At 60.7% G+C, this 19454-nt stretch carries 18 protein-coding genes and 1 tRNA gene; 11 read left to right on the forward strand and 8 right to left on the reverse strand.

Features of this window, described 5'->3' with window-relative positions; all coding sequences use genetic code 11:
• Window positions 1-29 precede the first annotated feature (29 nt).
• The 5 genes from WH91_RS12525 to WH91_RS12545 form a co-directional block, all read right to left on the reverse strand.
• Window positions 30-230: a helix-turn-helix transcriptional regulator gene (locus tag WH91_RS12525; RefSeq protein WP_046171347.1), complete on the reverse strand. Its 201-nt coding sequence runs from the start codon at window positions 228-230 to the stop codon at window positions 30-32.
• A 102-nt stretch (window positions 231-332) separates the two neighbouring features.
• Window positions 333-782 carry a hypothetical protein gene (locus tag WH91_RS12530; protein ID WP_046171348.1) on the reverse strand — a complete coding sequence of 150 codons (450 nt, stop codon included), beginning with the start codon at window positions 780-782 and terminating at the stop codon, window positions 333-335.
• Window positions 783-804: 22 nt separating this feature from the next.
• On the reverse strand, window positions 805-2520 hold the full coding sequence (locus WH91_RS12535) for a site-specific integrase (RefSeq protein ID WP_158409560.1): 1716 nt from the start codon (window positions 2518-2520) through the stop codon (window positions 805-807).
• A 102-nt stretch (window positions 2521-2622) separates the two neighbouring features.
• Window positions 2623-2698: transfer RNA gene (locus WH91_RS12540), tRNA-Ala, on the reverse strand.
• 54 nt (window positions 2699-2752) lie between these two features.
• Window positions 2753-3766, reverse strand: a complete 1014-nt coding sequence (locus tag WH91_RS12545) for an SDR family oxidoreductase (RefSeq protein ID WP_046171350.1) — start codon at window positions 3764-3766, stop codon at window positions 2753-2755.
• A 69-nt stretch (window positions 3767-3835) separates the two neighbouring features.
• On the opposite strand from WH91_RS12545, the gene WH91_RS12550 reads away from it, so the two are divergent.
• Complete coding sequence (locus tag WH91_RS12550; protein WP_046171351.1) at window positions 3836-4399, forward strand: TetR/AcrR family transcriptional regulator; 564 nt, start codon at window positions 3836-3838, stop codon at window positions 4397-4399.
• 112 nt (window positions 4400-4511) lie between these two features.
• On the opposite strand, the gene WH91_RS12555 is transcribed toward WH91_RS12550, so the two are convergent.
• Complete coding sequence (locus WH91_RS12555) at window positions 4512-5318, reverse strand: siderophore-interacting protein (RefSeq protein ID WP_046171352.1); 807 nt, start codon at window positions 5316-5318, stop codon at window positions 4512-4514.
• 227 nt (window positions 5319-5545) lie between these two features.
• The gene (locus WH91_RS12560; RefSeq protein ID WP_046171353.1) at window positions 5546-6865 is read right to left on the reverse strand and encodes an NAD(P)H-dependent oxidoreductase; all 1320 of its coding nucleotides are present in this window, start codon (window positions 6863-6865) and stop codon (window positions 5546-5548) included.
• Between the two features lie 210 nt (window positions 6866-7075).
• On the opposite strand from WH91_RS12560, the gene WH91_RS12565 reads away from it, so the two are divergent.
• The 4 genes from WH91_RS12565 (at window position 7076) to WH91_RS12580 (ending at window position 10741) form a co-directional block, all read left to right on the forward strand.
• The gene (locus WH91_RS12565) at window positions 7076-7366 is read left to right on the forward strand and encodes an STAS domain-containing protein (protein WP_046171354.1); all 291 of its coding nucleotides are present in this window, start codon (window positions 7076-7078) and stop codon (window positions 7364-7366) included.
• Window positions 7363-7731 (forward strand): response regulator, encoded by a 369-nt coding sequence (locus WH91_RS12570; RefSeq protein WP_046171355.1) that lies wholly within the window; start codon window positions 7363-7365, stop codon window positions 7729-7731. The genes WH91_RS12565 and WH91_RS12570 overlap by 4 nt, the downstream gene beginning before the upstream one ends.
• A gap of 35 nt (window positions 7732-7766) precedes the next feature.
• Window positions 7767-10172, forward strand: coding sequence for a chemotaxis protein CheA (locus tag WH91_RS12575; protein WP_046171356.1), 2406 nt, complete (start codon window positions 7767-7769; stop codon window positions 10170-10172).
• Between the two features lie 80 nt (window positions 10173-10252).
• A complete protein-coding gene (locus WH91_RS12580; RefSeq protein WP_046171357.1) occupies window positions 10253-10741 on the forward strand; it encodes a chemotaxis protein CheW in 489 nt (162 codons plus the stop codon).
• A 359-nt stretch (window positions 10742-11100) separates the two neighbouring features.
• Here WH91_RS12580 and WH91_RS12585 read toward each other — a convergent pair whose 3' ends face one another.
• A complete protein-coding gene (locus tag WH91_RS12585) occupies window positions 11101-11454 on the reverse strand; it encodes a hypothetical protein (RefSeq protein WP_143078081.1) in 354 nt (117 codons plus the stop codon).
• 168 nt (window positions 11455-11622) lie between these two features.
• On the opposite strand from WH91_RS12585, the gene WH91_RS12590 reads away from it, so the two are divergent.
• The 6 genes from WH91_RS12590 to WH91_RS25410 all read left to right on the forward strand — a co-directional run bounded on the left by WH91_RS12590 (window position 11623) and on the right by WH91_RS25410 (window position 19270).
• Window positions 11623-12213: a chemotaxis protein CheD gene (locus WH91_RS12590; RefSeq protein WP_046171359.1), complete on the forward strand. Its 591-nt coding sequence runs from the start codon at window positions 11623-11625 to the stop codon at window positions 12211-12213.
• A gap of 333 nt (window positions 12214-12546) precedes the next feature.
• Window positions 12547-14067, forward strand: coding sequence for a methyl-accepting chemotaxis protein (locus WH91_RS12595; RefSeq protein ID WP_046171360.1), 1521 nt, complete (start codon window positions 12547-12549; stop codon window positions 14065-14067).
• A gap of 40 nt (window positions 14068-14107) precedes the next feature.
• Window positions 14108-14956, forward strand: a complete 849-nt coding sequence (locus WH91_RS12600) for a CheR family methyltransferase (RefSeq protein WP_046171361.1) — start codon at window positions 14108-14110, stop codon at window positions 14954-14956.
• Window positions 14953-16002: a protein-glutamate methylesterase/protein-glutamine glutaminase gene (locus WH91_RS12605; RefSeq protein WP_046171362.1), complete on the forward strand. Its 1050-nt coding sequence runs from the start codon at window positions 14953-14955 to the stop codon at window positions 16000-16002. The genes WH91_RS12600 and WH91_RS12605 overlap by 4 nt, the downstream gene beginning before the upstream one ends.
• Before the next feature lie 117 nt (window positions 16003-16119).
• Window positions 16120-16509, forward strand: a complete 390-nt coding sequence (locus WH91_RS12610; RefSeq protein WP_046140872.1) for a response regulator — start codon at window positions 16120-16122, stop codon at window positions 16507-16509.
• Window positions 16510-16756: 247 nt separating this feature from the next.
• Window positions 16757-19270: a methyl-accepting chemotaxis protein gene (locus WH91_RS25410; protein WP_052952811.1), complete on the forward strand. Its 2514-nt coding sequence runs from the start codon at window positions 16757-16759 to the stop codon at window positions 19268-19270.
• Window positions 19271-19454: the final 184 nt, after the last annotated feature.

Below are 19454 nucleotides of genomic sequence, written 5' to 3' on the forward strand. Positions count from 1 at the left end.
GGCATTCGTTTGGATCAAATGGCGGAAAGTCAGTCGGAAGTGCTACTGTGCCGGTTGTGCGCCGCCCACTCGATGAGCTCCACCTCGCCATAAATCACTCGACGCCCCAACTTTATGAACTTCGGTCCCCCACCGCGGACGCGGAGCTTGTTCAGCCAACTCGCGCTTACGCCCAGACGAGCTGCTGCATCGTTGACGTTCAGGAACTGAATGGGAATGGAAGAATTCATGGTTGCCTCGTGGTATCGGCGCTGACCAGCGCGGGTGAACGAGGCTCTTATAAATAGCCATAAATGGCCGGCGTAAACCAGATTTTGGCGCACCTAATTCGGCTATTTGGTATGCTTCTTTTTCTGGAAAAGCAGCTTTTTGCCGGCGCGCCGGTAGGCCTTCTCTACCGAAGCGTCAGATACCCCTCGCTGCTGCGCTACTAGGTAGATTGCGGTCTTGCGGTTCTTACCGGCGGCTTCCCAACCCCTGACAGCGTTGCGAACAGCCAGGTCTTCCTCAAGACGAGAGAATGCCGGTAGGCGTGGTTTACCCGCGCCAGCGCGAGACACAACCTCGAGACGATAAGGGTGCATCGACGAATACGATTTATCCTCATCGAGCAAGTCGCGGAGGAGAACAACGTCCTGCGGCCCCAGGAACTGCACATCATTAAGAAGTTTTAACGCGGCCGCACGATCTCCTTGGTCAATGGCCTCGACTACAGCAACAAATTTGCTCGACTGTACTACCGTTCCACTCTCCTCAAATTCTTCATCGGCATCATCAGCCATTCAATTCGACCTAATAGTGACGCTACAAAACCGTCGATTTCGGTGACTTCGGGTACAGCTTGGTCAAATCGACGCCAGGGTAGGAAACCTGATCAATCCATTTGGACTGGTAGTCTGGATTGGTTCTGTCCCCGTAGTCGCTGCTGGTTTCCGAATGATCTGCCCAGCCTCCCAACGCGCGAAGGGTATCGTTTGGGGCGTCGATCTGTCGGAGAGCGTCTCTGAAAGAATGGCGAAGACTATAGAGGGCCTGGTCTTCTGCGAGTTCCATGGCGTCGGGCAGAAACCGCTCGTTGAAGCGCCTGGCGGGATAAGTTGCGTAGTTTCCGTATGCCTTGGGTGCGAGAGTAGGGAACAGCTGCAAGTCACCAGCCTTGCGTCTATCTTCGACCAACTCCAGCAGACCCATTTTAATCAGGACAGGATGCACCGGCACCTTCCGGATGCTGTTGCGCGTTTTCACGCTTTTTTGCGCCAACTGATCCGCGTTGTCGCCGCTCTCTTCACTGGTCACGTCAATATACTGGACACCGTTCTTCGTGGCCTTGAAGTCCGCCAGGCGCAGTTGGCACACTTCGTTCGGACGCATGCCGGCGAACAGCATGATTAGCGGCAGCCAGAAACGCCAACCGCCGTTGGTGTCACCACGGTATGGCACTGGCAGCGTCGCACAGTGCAAGTAGAAGGCCCCGGAGAAAAGCTGCCTTATTTGATCGGGAGAGAATGGTTTACGGCGATCGCCATCGCTGACGGTGTCTGCCTTCAATGGCTTTAAGTCATTCGCAAAATTGTGACTGATGATCCGCTTCTTGACCGCCAAATCCAGGATTAATCGAAGCTGAGACGCATAGTCATATTGTGAGAGATAGGAGAGGCGAGCCTTGTTGGCCTTCCGAGCCAGCTCAATCGCTTGGTCGATGGATTTGCCAGGAAAGAGCTTGTTTCGATTAGCGGGGAGGCGGTCTAGCGTGAGCTGAAAGCCTTTCACTGTATCGAACGAAATGGCATCCACACGCGTATCGCCGCCAATCATTTCTATGACGGTGGCGACCAGCGCTGCCTTCTTCTCTGAGGTGTGGCGGCGGCGGTTGTTAGCTTCCGCCTCATCGGCGTCGTACTTTAGGTACAAGTCTGCGACTTGTTTGAATGTTGTCTGGTGTTCCAAAACTGGGCCAAACGCCGGATCGAAATAGGGTCGGGCATATCCGTGATGGATACGGTCGAGCTTTCGATTTCTGATCTCGATAAGTGCACGCTGCACAAGGTCGGCAGCCCTTGGATGCGGCTGCGTTAATCCCGTGGCGGTAGGATAAGCTCTGCTGATCAGCTCCTGCCCGAACGGATCATCGGTAGTTGCAAGGTTCTGGATCTCAATCTCGATGTTCTCAATGGCGTCGCCCCGTTCCTGCTCGGTATAGTCAGACACAAACTCATCGTTTGCTTTAGCGTCCCGCATCATCACGAACTCCCGGACCCGAGCTCGAACTTCAGCTTCTAGGATACCAGTTTCGGCACTGGTCGGCGCTGGGGTCGGTTGCTCATTAGCCCGTGCGGCGTCGACGCGCGCATGAAACATGATGTCCTGGAGTGCTCGCTTGCCTTCCGCCTCTTTAAGACTGCGGGTTTCTAAAGACACCTGATACATGCCACCGCCAAACGCCTCTTGGGCGAAAGACGGAACGCGGCGCTTGTAGTAATAAACGCCCTTTCGGACGATCAAATGGAGGGTCTTTGACATGTCGGCCATCCTCAAAGTGTAACATTGATGTGTGACACCGGGAAGATCCTAAGCACCTGCAAAATATGAAGCTTATAAAATTTAAGCCCTTAGATCGGCTAATGGTGGAGCTGAGCGGGATCGAACCGCTGACCTCGTCATTGCGAACGACGCGCTCTCCCGACTGAGCTACAGCCCCCCGTTCCGGTACTTTAGATATGGCGATATCCGGGGGCTGCAGCAAGGGGCCGGATCAGACCAGTTTGTGCTCGACGAGGCTATGGCCGGTAGCGATGGCGGCGTCGCTGGCAGTGATGAGGGGGCGACCGAGGCGCTCTGCGCCGCGGTGGCCGTCGAGCCGTTTCATGGCGCCCATTTCGTGCATGTTGTCGCGCACATCGCGGTCGAACAGAGCAACGACCCGCAGCAGCAGGGTGGGAAGTTCAGCGGTGGGGATGCGGCGATGCGGGAAGGCCGGGCGCAGCATGCGGCCCATGTCGCTCATCCAATAGGTCCCCTCCGAAGCGATGCAGCGCTGGCCGGCTGCGGCGGAGTTGGTCATGGCGTCGACCTGGAGGGCCGCGACATCGCGGACATCGACCACCGACATTGCCAGCTTGGGAACGGCGGGCAACTTGCCGTCAAGCAGGCGCCGGACCAGCATCGAGGAAGTACCGGGATCCTCGTCGAGCAAGGGGCCGAAGATGCCTGCGGGGTTGATGACGGCAAGGTCGTCGTGGCGACCCGCCTGGTCCACCAGCCGCCAGGCTTCGTGCTCGGCGAGCGTCTTGGATCTGGGGTAGGCGCCGGTAGAGGGGCTGTCGAGATTGGTCCAGTCGGCCTCTGTCAGCGCCCGGGAATAATCGGCATGGCCATATTGGATGGCGGCAATCGAGGAGGTCAGCACGATCCGCTCGACCTGGCTGGCCAGCGCCGCAGTGATGGCGCGACGGGTGCCGTCGACGGCGGGGCGGATGAAATCATCGGGATCCTTGGGCGTTTCGAGGGCGAAAGGAGAAGCGGTATGCTGCAGATAACGCACGCCGTCCATTGCTTCGGACCAGCCGGCGTCGTCGAGCAGGTCGAGGGCAACGAATTCGACGCGGGAAATGTCTGCGCCAGCCTTGCCAAGCGTGTCGCGAACCTTGTCGGCCTTGCCGAGGTTGCGCACACTACCGCGAACGGTGTAGCCAGCACTGAGCAATTGCAGGGCGACGTGGCCGCCGAGAAAGCCGGATATTCCGGTGACGAGGACGCGGTCGGACACGGTGATCTCCTTTACGAATTGAACGATAGATATTATATTCGTTCAACTGCTTCAAGGTGGATTGAAAATTTGAGCGACACAGCCGACGACAGGACCCGTGAAAAGCGGCGGCGCATTGTCGAGGCAGCGCGTTTTCTCGTGCTGCGCAATGGTTTGCGCGGCACCACGATGGAAGCTATCGCCCGCGAAGCGCGGATCGCCAAGCCAACGCTCTATGCCCAGTTCCCCGATAAGGATGCCATTTTTGTCGGCATCGTCGATGCCATGATGGACGATTTGCTTGCCGCTTACGATAGCGGCATGCGCGGGGACGGAAATATCTCCGAGCGTGTCGGCAATGCCCTGGCCGGGCAATATGCGGTGCTGGCGCAGACCCTGGCGGGATCGCCGCATGCCACCGAGCTGATGAGCGAGCACAAGCGGGTCGGAGCGCGGTTCCGCGAGAAGGACCTGCGGGCGGAAACCGAGATTGCCGCGGAGTTGCGGGCATCCGGCGTTGCAGAGCCCGAGGCGCTGACCAAGGTTATCTGCGCGGCAGCCTATGGCGTGGCGCTCAAGATCACCGATGAGGCGGAGATGGTGGCGGGCGTCAGATTGCTGTGCCGGCGGATGATTGAGTCTGAGATCAAATAGGTCGCACCACTAACGCGCCCTTTCTCGAAGTCATGCCCCGCGAAAGCGCAAACCCCGGCCTTGGGGAGCGAGGGGGCGCCTTGCGGCGTGGCTGAGATGCAGGCGCTGCCTCTCAGTGTGGTTGTTCCACGTCGGCGACGCCGTGGAGCCAGTAGCCGGCGGCTCGGATGTAGTCAGGGTTGAAGCTGCGGGTTTCGATGAGGTGGGCTTTGACGGCTTTGCTCATGGAGCTTTCGCCCGCGATGTAGGCGTGGGCGACGCCTGCGGGGAAGCTGGCGGATTTGATGGCGTCGAGGATGAGGCTGGTGGTGCCGGCGGGGCGACCGTCGCGGTAGAGGTAGGTCAGCGACAGGTTGGCTTTGGTCTCGAAAGCTTGTCCCTCGGCGAAGCTGTCGACTTCGATGATGGCCAGGACTTTGCTGCCGGCGGGGAGTTCCTCGATGCGGCGGCCGAGGGCGGGCAGGGCGGTTTCGTCGCCGGCCAGCAGATACCAGTCATAGGTGGGTGGGACGACGAGCGAGCCGCGCGGGCCGGCGATGAGGAGCTTTTGGCCGGCGGCGGCCTGCGCGGCCCAGCTTGAGGCGGGGCCATCGCCGTGCAGCACGAAGTCGAGGTCGATCCAGCCTTCGGCGATGCTCCAGAAGCGGGGCGTGTAGTCGCGCATTTCGGGGCGTTCGCCATCGGTAAATTCGGCGCCGCGCTCGCCGATGGGGACGATTTTCGGCTCGACGTTGTCGGGGAAGATGAAGACCTTGATGTGATCGGCGTGGCCGACGGAGGCGAAGCCCTCCATGTCGCCCTTGAGGCGGATGCGGCGCATCAGGGGGGTGATGTCGGTGACCGAGATGACCTGGAGCAGGCGCATGCGGGTTTCGTGACGGACGCGTTGCGCGGCGCGGGGATCGAGGGTTTCGGACATGGCTGGGTATTCCTGATTGGTTTGATCAGGAATTAATGCGGCTGGGGGAAGATTGCAAGTTACGGGGTGGTAAGGTCGCCAACTGATGAAACACACAAACGCAAAGTCATTCCGGAGAAGGCCGGAATCCATTTTGAGAGGACTGGGCTGTCAGTGTCGTGGGGTCTATCTCAGGATGGGTTCCGGCCTTCGCCGGGATGACATCGTGAGCGGGTGAGTATCGCGCCCTACACCACCAGGCCGAGCATTTTGTCCTGCTCGCGCCTGATGGCCCAGAGGCGGGTGGAGGTGTCGGGTTGGCTGTTGGCTGTGGTGAGGAGCTCGCCCTTTTTGATCGGACCGGTCACCTTGCCGCCTTCGAGCAGGCCGACGGGGACGGCGTGGGCGGCGCGGCTGTCCACAATGGTCATGGTGTAGCTGCGATAGCAGGTTTCGCCGATGGCATCGAAGGTTTCGCCGGGGAGCATGTCGCGCTTGGCGACGGCGCAGACTTCGGCGACGGGGCGCGGCAGCGGCACCATGTCGGGCTTGCCATAGAGCATGATGCGCGCGGCGGTCAGCGGCACTTCGAGGCTGGTGAGGTGGTAGGGGCGGAAAAAGCTATAATAGGGGCCGTGGCCGATATGGAGGTCATCCATGCGCTCGATGATGCGCGGGTGTTCGGCCTTGACGATGACGAAGACGCCGGGGGCGACGCCCTTGCCGACGGTGAAATCGACGACGCCCATCTTGTTGAGGATGCCGCCGTCTTGCTTGGGGATGAGGATCTTGGCCATGTCGTCGCGGTCGGCCTTGGGGCCGTGCATGCCGGGCACGTCGGGGACGAGGCCGGTGGCATTGGCGATGGCGCACATTTCGACCATTGTCTTGGACCCGTCGACGAACTCGACGAGCATGCGCGGGTTCATGTTGCGGCGCGTGGCTTCCTCGCGATAGTCGTCGGGGACGGCGTCGTGCCAGAGCGGGTTGTTCTTGCCTTTGCCGGCGGCAACGATGGGCAGGCCGAGGGCCGAGACGAACTCGATCAGTTCCATGCAGGAGCTTGGCTCGTCGCCAGCGCCGACGGAATAGATCACGCCAAGCCGGTCGGCCTGGGCCTTGAGATAGGGGCCGATCGTGACGTCGGCTTCGACATTCATCATCACCACGTGCTTGCCATGCTCCATGGCGGTAAGCACGAAATCGGCGGCCACGCCGGGCTTGCCGGTGGCGTCGATGACGACGTCGATATTAGGCGTGGTGACCAGGGTTTCGGCAGAGGTGATGGCGATCCTGCCGGCTTCGATAGCGGCGGTGGCCTGACCAGGCGTATGGGCTTCGCGACCGTGGCTGTCGTCGCCATAGGCGATGGTCATGGCGGCGAGCGCGGTCTGGGGCCGGCGGGTGGCGATGGCGGCCATTTCAATGCCAGCCATCAGCGACATCTGCGTCACCAGATCGGTGCCCATTTCGCCCGAGCCGATGACCCCGACGCGGATCGGCTTGCCGCTTTCGGCGCGGGCAGCGAGGTCGCGGGCGATGCCGGTCAGGGCGATGGAAGGGGGCATGGATGGGTCCGATCAAATATGCTCAATGGGGGTTATCCCTCCCCCCGCCTATCCTGCAAGAGGGCAAGCGCCAGATCGTTCCAGCTAAAAAAGAAAAGCTTCGAAGTCATGCAACGCGAAGTATTGCAGAAGCTGATCAAGGTTAGCACTTCTTAAACCGTTCCCATGGAGACTGGCGCCTGGAGAAAACTCCGGGGGCACGCATTCGTCATGGTCACCAAGACCAAGAAATCAGTCGCACTACCAGCGATCATCGATCTCGACTCACTAGACAATATTCGCGACAGCCTGATCGACTTGGTCGAGGAAGGCCCGGTCACCGTGACTGCGGATGCCGTGGAGCGCGTGTCGACCAATGCGCTGTTCATGCTGATCAGCGCTGCCGATAGCGCCCGGAAAAACCAATTTGAATTTGCTATCGAGCAGCCGAGCGCGGCGATGACGTCGGCGATCGAGCGACTGGGTCTGGCCGCCCAGTTTTCGGGGATGATGAGAGGATGACGATCTTGCGGGTTCTGACGGTGGACGATTCGAGGACCATCCTCGCCATGCTGCACCACACGTTGAGCAATGCCGGATTCGAGGTGCTGCAGGCCGAGGACGGCAAGCAGGGGCTCGAGGTGCTCAAGACCGAGCATGTCGATGTGGTGATCACCGACATCAACATGCCGGTGATGGACGGTATCGAATTCATCAAGAATGTGCGGGCAACCGGTAATCACCAGAGCCTGCCGATCCTGATCCTGACCACCGAAACCAGCCAGGACAAGCGCGACCAAGGCAAGGCCGCTGGTGGCACGGGCTGGATCGTCAAGCCATTCGACCCCGAAAAACTGATCTCCGTCATCCACCGGGTCGTGCATTAAGCCTCAGTAAGCCCAGAAGGGTTAGACGTGTCCGCATGAGCGATCTCGACGATTTCAAAGCTACCTATTTCGACGAGTGCTCCGAGCTTCTCAACGAGCTGGAAGAACAGTTCGCGGCGATCGAGGCGGGCGAGCGCGATGCGGACCGGCTCAATGCCGTGTTCCGCGCCATCCATTCGGTCAAGGGCGGCGCCGGTGCCTTCGGGTTCTCGGCGCTGGTCGGCTTTGCCCATGCCTATGAGACGCTGCTCGACTATGTGCGCGACGGGCGCATCGAGATGAGCGACGACGTGGTCAACCTGTGCATCCGCGCCAACGATATCGTGGCCGATCACGTCAAGGCGGCCCAGACGGGCGACGCCCTGCCGGCCGATTATGGCATGGAAGAAAAAGACCGCTTCGACGCGCTGGCCCGTGGCGAGCGTGACGACTCCGACGACGACGAAGGCGGCGACCCGATCGACGATTTCGATATCGAATTCGTGCCGGTGATGGTCAATCTGGGTGGGTACCAGCCCGCTGCAGAGACCTCAAGCGGCGTAGAGGCCGACGATGTGTTCGACGCGCTGCCGATGCAGGTGGAGCCCGGGCACTGGGAAATCCGTTTCACGCCGCACCGGGCGCTGTATGCCCGTGCGAATGACCCGTTGCTGCTGTTCCGCGAACTGGCGGTGCTGGGCGACATGCATGTGCGCGCCGTGCTCGAAGAAATCCCGGCCCTGGTCGACTTCGAGCCTTTCGCGGTTTATTGCTCTTGGGAAATTACGTTGGTTTCGCCTTCGATCACCGAGGCGATGATCCGCGAAGTGTTCGAATTCGTCGATGGCGACTGCGATATCGCAATTGCCCAGCTCGGCAATTCGATCGCCTTTGACATTCCTGCCCCGGCACCGGCCGTTGCCAAGCCTGCGCCGAAGCCGGCAAAGCTGACCGCCGAATCCGATCGGGCTGACCTGCTTGCCCTGGCCGATGACGAAGTGGCCGATTTGCTCGACTTCAGCCGTGATAGCGACGTGGCCGTGGTGCCTGCATTGACTGCAGAAAAGCCCAGCTTCACACCCGAGCCGGAAGCGCCGGCCATTACCGTGCAGGACACGTTCGACGAGGCGCCGAGCCTGAGTTTTGCCGAACTGGCCGAAACCATTGCGCCAAGCCCGATCCCGAAGCGCGCGGCATCAACCGCGGTGACGCCATTGCGCGCCCCAGCGCCGGCCGCGTCGAGTGACGGCGAAGAGAGCAGCAGCGGTGGCAACCGCAGCGTTGGCGTGCAGTCGATCCGCGTCGATCTCGACAAGGTGGACCGAGTGGTCAACATGGTGGGCGAGCTGGTGATTACCCAGTCGATGCTCACCCAGCAGATGGATGAGACGCTGCGCGCCCGCTACACCGAACTGGTGCGCGGCCTCGAAGTGCTGGCGCAGACCACGCGCGGACTGCAGGATTCGGTGATGGCGATCCGCGCCCAACCGGTCAAGACTGTATTCTCCAGATTGCCGCGCCTGGTGCGCGAACTGGCGACCAAGACCGGCAAGAAGATCAAGCTCGAAACCGTGGGCGAGAACACCGAAATCGACAAGACGGTGATCGAGCAATTGTCCGACCCGCTGACCCACATGGTCCGCAACTCGGCCGATCACGGCATCGAAAGCCCGGAAACGCGCCTGGCGCGTGGCAAGCCGGAAATCGGCACTATTCGTTTGTCGGCCGAACAGGCAGGCGGCAATATCCTGATCATCGTCGAGGATGATGGCGGTGGCATCAACCGCGAGCGCGTGCTGCAGGTAGCGCGCGACAAGGGCGTGGTAGCGCCGGACGTCAATCCGACCGACGAGCAGATCGACCAGTTGATCTTTGCGCCGGGCTTTTCGACGGCTTCGGAAGTCAGCGACATTTCCGGCCGCGGCGTTGGCATGGACGTGGTGCTGAGCAACATCAAGAAGATCGGCGGCTCGGTGCATGTCCGTTCTTGGACCGGCAAGGGCACGCGCATGACCTTGCGCCTGCCACTGACGCTGGCAGTGCTGGACGTCATGCTGGTGAAGGTTGGTGTGTCGCCCTATGTGGTGCCGCTTTCTTCGATCGTCGAGACCATCCAGTGTTCGCGCGCCAGCTTCGAGCGGGTGCCGAGCGGTGGCCAGGTACTGCAGGTGCGTGGCGAATATGTGCAGGTCATCGACTTGGCACAGCGCTTCGAAATGGTCAGCGAGACCGAGCCGGAAAACCGCTTCGTGGTGCTGTGCGAGGCCGAAGGCTCGGCCAAGGTGGCGTTGATCGTCGATGACATTATTGGCCAGCAGCAGGTCGTGATCAAATCGCTGGAAGAGAATTTCGAACGTGTCGAAGGCATTGCCGGCGGTACGATCCTGGGCGACGGCAATGTCGCGCTGATCGTCGACGTGCAGAGCCTCAAGACCACGATCGTCCATAAAAACGCGGCCTGAACGTTGCGTGCTTAAGAATGCCGCGTCGCGGCCTGTAGTTTTGCGTAGCCGCCCAGAACAGGCGGAAAGAAAGGCATAGAATGGAAGCGCTCGGTTTTCGCGACGATATGGCCGACAAGTCCGCCGTCGCCGCCCAGAATTCACTGCAGTTGATCGCTTTTTCGATCGGCGAGCAGACTTATGGGGTGGAGATCACCACAGTGCGCGAAATCCGCGCCTGGAACGGTGCGACGCCGCTGCCCAACACCCGCGAGTTCGTGCGCGGCGTGATCAACCTGCGCGGCACCATCGTGCCGATCTTTGACCTGCGCGCCCGTTTCGGCGATGGCCCGACCTCGCCCACCAAGAACCACGTCGTGGTGGTGATGAGCGTGGGCGACAAATGGGTTGGAATCCTGGTCGATGCGGTGAGCGACATTCTAACGGTGTCGCGCGACGACATCCACAATGTACCGGAAGGCAATTCGATCGATACCGAACTGCTCAACGGCATCGTGACCCACGAAAGTCGCATGGTCGGGCTGATTGACCTGCATGCCGTAGTTTCCGGCGCGAAAATGGACTCCTAAGGACCGACCAGCCGATATCAACTGATGTTGGGATGCAATGCCTGTCTTCTGCGTACGCTCCGGCTCGTGAAGCCAAGCATTTTCGTCTCAGCCCGCGTTGAATCTCGACCGGTCTGGAGCACTGCAATATTTCAAGTCAAGGGCGCCGCGAGGCGCCTTTTTATTTGCCGAGGTCTCGTTGCAACCGGATGGGCTCCGACGCATTTTGCCAGGCGGCCTTGCATGTACCTGCCCCGCCATTGGACGATGCAGTGGTCGATGACGTTGTCTTTGACGTGAACCAGACGCCGCGCGCCGATTGGGTGCGTAAATAAAAAAGACGCCCTGTGGCGCCTTTGGGTCGTTCATCGGTCGAGACATTAGAATAGGTCGACGTCGCCGTGGCTTTGGTGGGCTGCGATGCCGGACAACGATGGGACGCGGAGTTCGTCGAGCGTCAAGCTGGACCAGATTTCGTCATAGACACTGTCTGGTGCCGAATGGGGCAGCAAGGCAAACTGGCGGACAGCGAGTGCCATATTGTGGCAGCGCTGCTCGATGCGATCCTGGCCCTGCAGGGCTGTCACGATCATCTGCACGGCTTCGCGGATGGTCGGGTCCTTGCTCAGATTTCTTTCGGCCAGGATTTGAAGCGCTTCCGTGATGCCTTCTAGCATCGAAGATGTTTGGCGCGCCGTCTCATCGAGTTCTCTCGCGAGTTTCTGCAGTGACATTTAGTATGAAATCCTAGTCCCGTTCAAAACACCCTATCTGACTATTTCTAAAGCTCTTCTTGCTGTTTCCGGACCGTGTAACGTCCCTCGCGCATCGTGGTTAGCAATTGGCTAACGAGTTCTCCGATACCCTCTGGTTTAGTGGCGCTCCAGAGTTCGAGACTATTGATGGGACTGCAGAATTCTCTACCGCCCGAGTTTGATCGCGGAGTGGTTACAACCGTGCATCAAGGTGACTGCCACGTTTCCAACGAAAGCGACCTGACGTATTCGACAGTGCTCGGATCGTGCGTCTCGGCCTGCGTCCGCGACCGGGTGGCCAATGTAGGCGGCATGAACCATTTCCTGCTCGCCGAACAGTCAGGTTCCGCCAAGGATCGCTATGGTGCATCGGCGCGCTATGGCGCCTTCGCCATGGAGCAGTTGATCAACAAGGTGCTGACCAAGGGCACCGGCAAGAAATCCAACCTCGAAATCAAGGTGTTTGGCGGCGGCAAGATCAATTCGGCTCTCGACGATGTGGGCCTCAAGAATATCGAGTTCGTCCGGCAGTTCCTGGCTGATGAAGGCTATGTCGCCACCAGCGAAGACCTGGGCGGCAACTATGCGCGGCGCGTGCTGTTCAAGCCGCATTCCGGGCGTGCCTTCGTCAAGCGCCTGGATAGCGATGTCGGTGCCAATGTGGCGCGTGACGAAGCCGCCTTTGCCAAGCGCCGCGTCGTAATACCAGCGCCAATCGACGATATCGAACTCTTCTAGAATTTGCTTCGGTGATCGTCGTGGGCTGGCCTGCAAGCCGGCATTGCTCTCTGCTCCGATGCTCACCTGCATTGGCAGGCTGCGCTTCGGTGCTCGAGCGCTACTGCCTTTCGACTCAGCTCATGACGACCACCTTCGCAAATTGCGGTGGTCTCAAAAGATAGGCGGCTGCGTTAAATGTTGTTCCAGATGGGGACTGTTGTTCATTATTTGACAACAAGGCTTATCAAAGTCTTACCCGACTCTCGCCGTTTATAGATTTGGTTAACCATTGTCGGGCAGTGTTCCGGTTATGTTGAACTCTCTCCTGCTGATTTGCGGATCAGGCGCTCCATGCCCAATCTGCGGCTAGCACTGATCGCCGCTATTCCCTGGCTTGGCGCCGTCGCGCTGGCGGCCGGCCTGCTGCCCGCCCTCGGTTCGGGCATGGTCTGGCTGGCAAGCGTTGCCGCGCTGATGCTGATCGCGCTGTCGGTCATGTTGGCGATGGCAGTCCGACGCAGCCGGCAGGACGGCGAAATGCTGGCCGCGCTGGCCCTGGCAGCCGGATTGAGCGAGCGGGCCGGGGAAGCGCTGACCATCGACGCCATTATCATCCGGCTCGAAAGACGGCTGGAAAAGGCGCATCTTTTCAAAAGTACCATAGCGAGCCTGAACCAGCCGGCGCTGCTGGTGGATGGGCAGGGCAGCATTTTGGCCGTGAGCCAGGGCGCGACCACGCTTGCCAAGGGCGCGGTCGAAGGCGCGACGCTCGATGCATTGTTTGGTCCCGGCTATCTCAGTAGCGGCGGCGGGGCGGCCAAGGAAACGATGATGACACTGGGCGATGCCCGTTTCATCGTGAAACGCCAGGACGTAGCACAGGGTCGCTACCTGCTCGAACTGGTGCCGGCGGGGATGTATATCGAGGATGACGATCTCGATGCTTTTGCCGCGGCCTTGGCGGGTGGGCAGACGGGTTTCCGTTTTACGACGGCGCTTGCAGCGACGCGTCCGGTGCTGGCTGCGCTCAACAAGGGCATGGCATCGATCGACCAGGGGTTGCGCCAGCTCGAGGGCGTGGCGGCGGGCGATGGCGATTTGCCCGACGCACTGGATGGGCCGCTGGGCGCGCTGGCTGTGCGGCTCGATGACTTTACGCGCGCTATGGCCGAACAGCTGGAAGACGAGCGCGACCTGCGCGGCAGTCTTGAGCAGCGGCTGGGCAAGGTTGGGCAACTGCTGGACAATTTCGAGCAGCGGGCGGCGCATTTCGGATCCCAGAGCGATGCCAATCGCGCTGACGCAGGCATGACCGGAAAGGCGCTGGCGGATGGCACCGGACGGCTGCGTCAGACCCGGGTGATCGGACGCGCGGCGCAGGACCTCGCGGGCGAGCTGGATCTGGCGGCGCGACGTACCCACACATTGGTAGACGAAATCGACCGGATGACCCAGGAAATCGACCAGATGGTGCAGGCCATCGAGGATGTTTCCTTCCGCACCAATCTGTTGGCGCTGAATGCTGCAGTTGAGGCGGCGCGGGCCGGCGAGAAGGGGGCAGGCTTTGCCGTGGTGGCCGATGAAGTGCGCCAACTGGCACAGATTACCAACCGTTCGGCTAAGGATATCCGTGCCGTCGTCAAGCGCGGACGGGCGCAGTCCGAGACCGGCGCAGTGGAAGCAATGATGCTGCAAAAAATGATTGCGGGTCTCGACAGTCATTTACGCAATCTAAGCAATGAAACCGATACCATTGCTTTGACACTGGACGAAGGTGAAGTAGCGCTGCGGCGTCTCACCGGGCGGATGGCGTCGTTCGGCGATGTGGTGGAGCGCAAACCAGCTCCCCTGACGAAGCGTGCGACGGCCTGATTCCCAGTCTTCGGAGCAGTTGGGAATTGGGGTGCATCGTATGGAACAGGGAGAAATTTCCCTCAGCGACCGCGAGTTTTCGCGGATCAAGAGCCGGGTCTACACTGTAGCCGGCATTTCGCTGAGCGATGCAAAACGAACATTGGTGATTTCGCGTCTGAGCAAGATCGTGCGGGCCCTCGGCCTGCCGGGCTTTGACGCCTATGTCGATTATCTCGAGCGCGGCGGCAGTGCCAGCGACGGGCAGGACTTCGTCAACGCGCTGACCACCAACCTGACGCGTTTTTATCGCGAAGATCATCATTTCGAGCATCTGCGCAGCTATGTCGGCGCGCTGATGGTCGAAAAACCGCGGGGCACCCGCCTGCGCATCTGGTCGGCGGGTTGCTCGACGGGGCAGGAGCCCTATACGATCGGCATGGACCTGCTGGCCGCATTTCCAGAACTCAAGCGCTGGGACTTCAAGATCCTGGCGACCGATATCGATACGGCGGTGATCGCCAAGGCGTCAGCTGGTGTCTACACCGAAAATGAACTCAATGGGCTGAGTGCCGACCGGGCGCGGCGGCTCGAAAAGGCCGACGACGGCTCGATCCGCATTCCCACGGCGGTGCGCGAACTGGTGTCGTTCAAGCCATTGAACCTGATCGGGCCTAGCTGGCCAATGAAGGGTCCGTTCGACGCCGTGTTCTGTCGCAATGTGGCAATCTATTTCGACAAGCCCACGCAGGGCGAGGTGTTCTCGCGGCTTGGCAAGATGCTGGCGCCGGAAGCCTTTCTCTATATCGGGCATTCCGAAAATCTCGGCGCTGGCGGTGACGGATTCCGCCTGGTCGGCAAGACGGTCTACCAATCCAAGCAGAAACTGAACAAACGGGAAGCAGCATGAGCATCAAGGTCCTGGTGGTCGACGATTCGGCGCTGATCCGAGAAGTCCTGTCACGCATGCTGACGCGAGACGGCGATATCGATGTGGTGGGCACGGCCAAAGATCCGATAGATGCGCGCGAGAAGATCAAGACGCTGAACCCCGATGTCGTGACGCTCGACATCGAAATGCCCAATATGAACGGGCTGCAATTCCTTGAGAAGCTGATGCGGCTGCGGCCCACGCCGGTGGTGATGGTGTCGACGCTGACCAAGAAGGGCGCCAGCGAAACGCTCCTGGCACTCGAACTGGGCGCGGTTGATTTCGTGGCCAAGCCGAGCGCGGAATTCGAAGGCGGACTCGATGGTTTCGGCGCAAACCTGCGCGACAAGATCCGCGCGGCGGCCAAGTCTGACGTGCGTGGCCGCTCGGCCGGGCGCGCCGATGCACCCAAGGTGCCGCTGAAGACGGCGGCCGCACCAAGCGGTGCGCTGATTGCGATCGGCGCTTCGACCGGCGGGGTCGAGGCGATCCGCACCGTGCTGAGCCTGATGCCGACAGATTGCCCGCCGATCGTCATCGCGCAGCATATGCCGCCGGGCTTTACCGCGCGCTTTGCCGCGCGCCTCGATGAGGTGTGTGACCTGACAGTGGTAGAAGCGGACGACCGCATGGTGCTGTTGCCGGGACATGCCTATGTTGCCAAGGGCGATTATCACCTGCGGGTGGAGCGCTCCTCGGGCCAGCTCAAGACCCGGCTGACCCATGACGAACTGGAAAGCGGACATCGTCCCAGCGTCGATGTGTTGTTTGAATCGGTCGCCAGGACAGTCGGTGCGATGGCCGTCGGGGCGATTCTGACCGGCATGGGGCGCGACGGTGCGCGCGGTCTCAAGATGATGCGCGATGCCGGTGCCTACACGGTTGGACAGAGCCAGGGCTCGGCCCTGGTGTATGGAATGCCGCGCGTTGCCTTCGAAGAGGGGGCCGTGGTGGAACAGGCGCCCATCGAAGCCATCGCAGGCCGCCTGGCCAATGCGTTGGTCCGCCTTAAATCTGCGGCCTGAAGCACGGTCACAGACAATGCAGGGCAGCAGGTTGAGAGATTTGTAACCCTTGCCCGCTTAGTGTTCCAGCGAAGTCCGTGGTCAGAAGACCTCGAGCGCCAAGAAGGTAAATACGACATGCCAAAAGCCAGCGCTGTCAGCGTCCTCATCGTTGATGACCAGCAGTCCATGCGTGGTATCTGCAAGTACATCCTGACCCAGCTTGGATTCAAGGACATCATCGAAGCCAAGAGTGGCCGCGATGCACTCGGGAAGCTGGAAAAGGCCAATGTCGATCTGATCATTTCCGACTGGAACATGGAAGATATCGACGGGTTGACCCTGCTCAAGGTGATCCGCAAGCACCCGCGCACCCAGGCCATGCCGTTCATAATGGCGACCGGCCGTTCCGACAAGGAACAGGTCAAGGAAGCCATTTCCTTCGGCGTTAACAACTACATCATCAAGCCGTTCGACGCTTCCACCATGAAGAAGCGTATCGAGGCGGTGATTGGCGCGCTGAGCTAAAGCAAGCGACGCCAAGCAGTTTCAAAAGGGCCACTTTCGAGTGGCCCTTTTTGTTTGTGGCGACGAAAATATTACAGCCGGCATTCATCCGTAAGGAGTAGTTAATCGGCCGGATGTATCGTTTGCACTGCTGGTTCATTCCGGCAGCTTGGGAGGGCGATCGCTGCGAGCCGCGCTGTAAAGAGCGCGGCGTTCTCATGCCGTCGACAGATGGCATCGCGGCGATCCGGGAAGGTTGGAGGACCTTATGGTATTTCGGTTGAAGATTGCTCAGAAGCTGCCTTTGGCGCTGGTGGGCTCGGCGCTGCTTGTCAGCGCGGGCGTGGGCATTGCCAGCTACCTGATCGGGTTGAGTACCGTGCAGGAGCAGCGCAACCAGTCGATGGCCGCCTCCCTCACTACTGCCGTGGCTCTGGTCAGCGACTATTACTCCAGCGCAGAGGTCGATCTCAGGCTGTTCGTGCAGCGCTCCGATACCGTGACCGCCATGAAGAACTTGACGCGATCGCTTGACGAGCTGCGGATGGGACTGGCCGAGCGCGCCGCGCTGCAACTGCAAACAGCCTATGTGACGGAAAATCCCGATCAGACAGATCGTGCGGCGCTCGACAGCGCCAATGGCAAGGGCGCGACCTATGACGCGCCGCACAAGCGGTTCCATCCCGGTTTCCGTACGCTGGTGCAGGAACGCCATTATTCGGACGTGCTGTTGATCAGCACCGCCGGCGACGTCGTCTATTCGGTGGCCAAGAACTCTGACTTTGCGACCAATGTCATGACCGATGCGACAGCGGCATCGGGCGGGCTGGGCCAGGCCTTTGCCGCAGCCAAGGACCTGCCGGAAGGGCAGGCCGTGTTCATCGACTATTCCAGCTACGCACCCACTGGCATTGCCGAAAGCTTCATGGCCATGCCGGTGTTTGAAAAGGAAGAAAGCACCGGCGTGATGGTGCTTTCCATTCCCACCGACGTGCTTAGTGCCCGGGTTTCGGCGCTGTCTGGCCTCGGGCTGACGGGTGAAGTGGTGGTGGTGGGCTCCGATGGCCTGCTGCGCACTGAATCGCCGCGCACCGAGGCGCCCGATGTGTTGCAGTCCACACTGACCTCGGACGTACTGACGCGCGCCTTTGCCGGCGAGACCGGCGAGGGCATCAGTACCGACTATCGGGCTGCGCCCATGGTGGTGCGCGCTGGCCCGGTCAGCGTCGGTGGCGTCAACTGGGCAGTCGCGGCCGTGCAGCCGGAAGCCGAAGTCTTCGCGCCGGTCAACAATATGCGCAACATGACGCTGCTGGTTGGTGGGGCATTGCTCGCCGTCGCGGCCGTGGCCGGGTATTTCTTTGCCCGCTCGGTGAGCCGCCCGATCAGCCGCCTGACGTCGACGATGGAAGCGTTGGCCGATGGCGATCTAGATGTCGAGGTGCGCGGCGCCGATGGCAGGGACGAACTTGGTGCCATGGCGCGCGCCGTCGAAGTGTTCCGCGAAAACGGTCTCAAGGTGGCGCAGATGACCGAAGCGGAAGCGGCCCAGATCATCCGCAACCAGGGCGAACGCGCCGCCATGATGCAGGATTTGCAGCGGGCATTCGGTGCGGTGGTCGATGCGGCGATTGCCGGCGATTTCAGCCGCCGAGTCGAAGCCGAATTTCCCGATGATGAACTCAACACGCTGGCCCGCTCGGTCAATAACCTCGTGGCGACGGTGGATCGCGGCGTCAGCGACACGGGCACGGTGCTAGCCTCGCTGGCCGATACCGACCTGACCAAGCGCATGGAAGGCCAGTATCACGGTGCCTTCGCCCAGCTGCAGGCCGACACCAATGCGGTGGCCGAAAAGTTGACCGATATCGTCGGACAGCTCAAGGATACCTCCGGTACGCTGAAGACCGCGACGGGAGAAATTCTCAGCGGCGCCAACGATCTGAGCGAGCGCACTACCAAGCAGGCGGCGACGATCGAAGAGACCTCAGCAGCGATGGAGCAGCTTGCTTCGACGGTGCTGCAGAATGCCGAACGCGCGAGGGAAGCTAGTGCGGCTGCCTCGACGGTGACGCGAACGGCGGAAGAGGGCGGGCAGGTGATGCTGCAGGCGACGGAAGCCATGGAGCGCATTACCCAGTCTTCGGGCAAGATCTCCAATATCATCGGGCTGATCGACGATATCGCCTTCCAGACCAACCTGCTGGCACTGAATGCCTCGGTCGAGGCGGCCCGGGCTGGCGATGCAGGCAAGGGCTTTGCCGTGGTGGCTGTCGAAGTGCGGCGGCTGGCACAGTCGGCCGCCAATGCCTCTTCGGAGGTCAAGGTGCTGATCGAGCAGTCGGCGGGCGAGGTCAAGGGCGGCTCGCGCCTGGTGCTCGATGCGGCGGCCAAACTTGAATCCATGGTTGCGGCCGCGCGCTCGTCGAACGAGTTAATGAACGGCATTGCCAAGGAGAGCCGTGAGCAGGCCGGGGCCATCGAAGAGGTCAATACGGCCGTTCGCACCATGGACGAAATGACCCAGCACAATGCGGCGCTGGTCGAGGAGATCAATGCGGCGATCGAGCAGACTGAAGCCCAGGCGACCGAGCTCGACCGCATCGTCGATATCTTTGCTATTGGCGGCGGCCCGACAGCTGCACGCCAACCCCGCCTAATCGCATTGGCGCCCGTCAAGGCGGTTGGGGCGCGCGGCCTGCAAAGCAAGCTCCAGACAGTCGCTAAATCCTATCTCAGCCGGGGCAATGCCGCGGTGGATAAGGACTGGAGCGAATTCTAGTCGCACTCGTCGTCTCGAACATCAGAGGACGCCTTTTGGCGTCCTTTTCTCCATCAGTTCAAAATAGCCGCAGTCATGCCGTTAATCGCTCGTGCGGGCGATTTCGATGCCGTCATGCACAAGAGTCGGTTAACTGCTCTACCGTAAATTCTTCCCGAATAGTCCAATGGCGCGCGCTGAGTCA

Source organism: Devosia psychrophila (assembly GCF_000971275.1).
GTDB lineage: Bacteria > Pseudomonadota > Alphaproteobacteria > Rhizobiales > Devosiaceae > Devosia > Devosia psychrophila.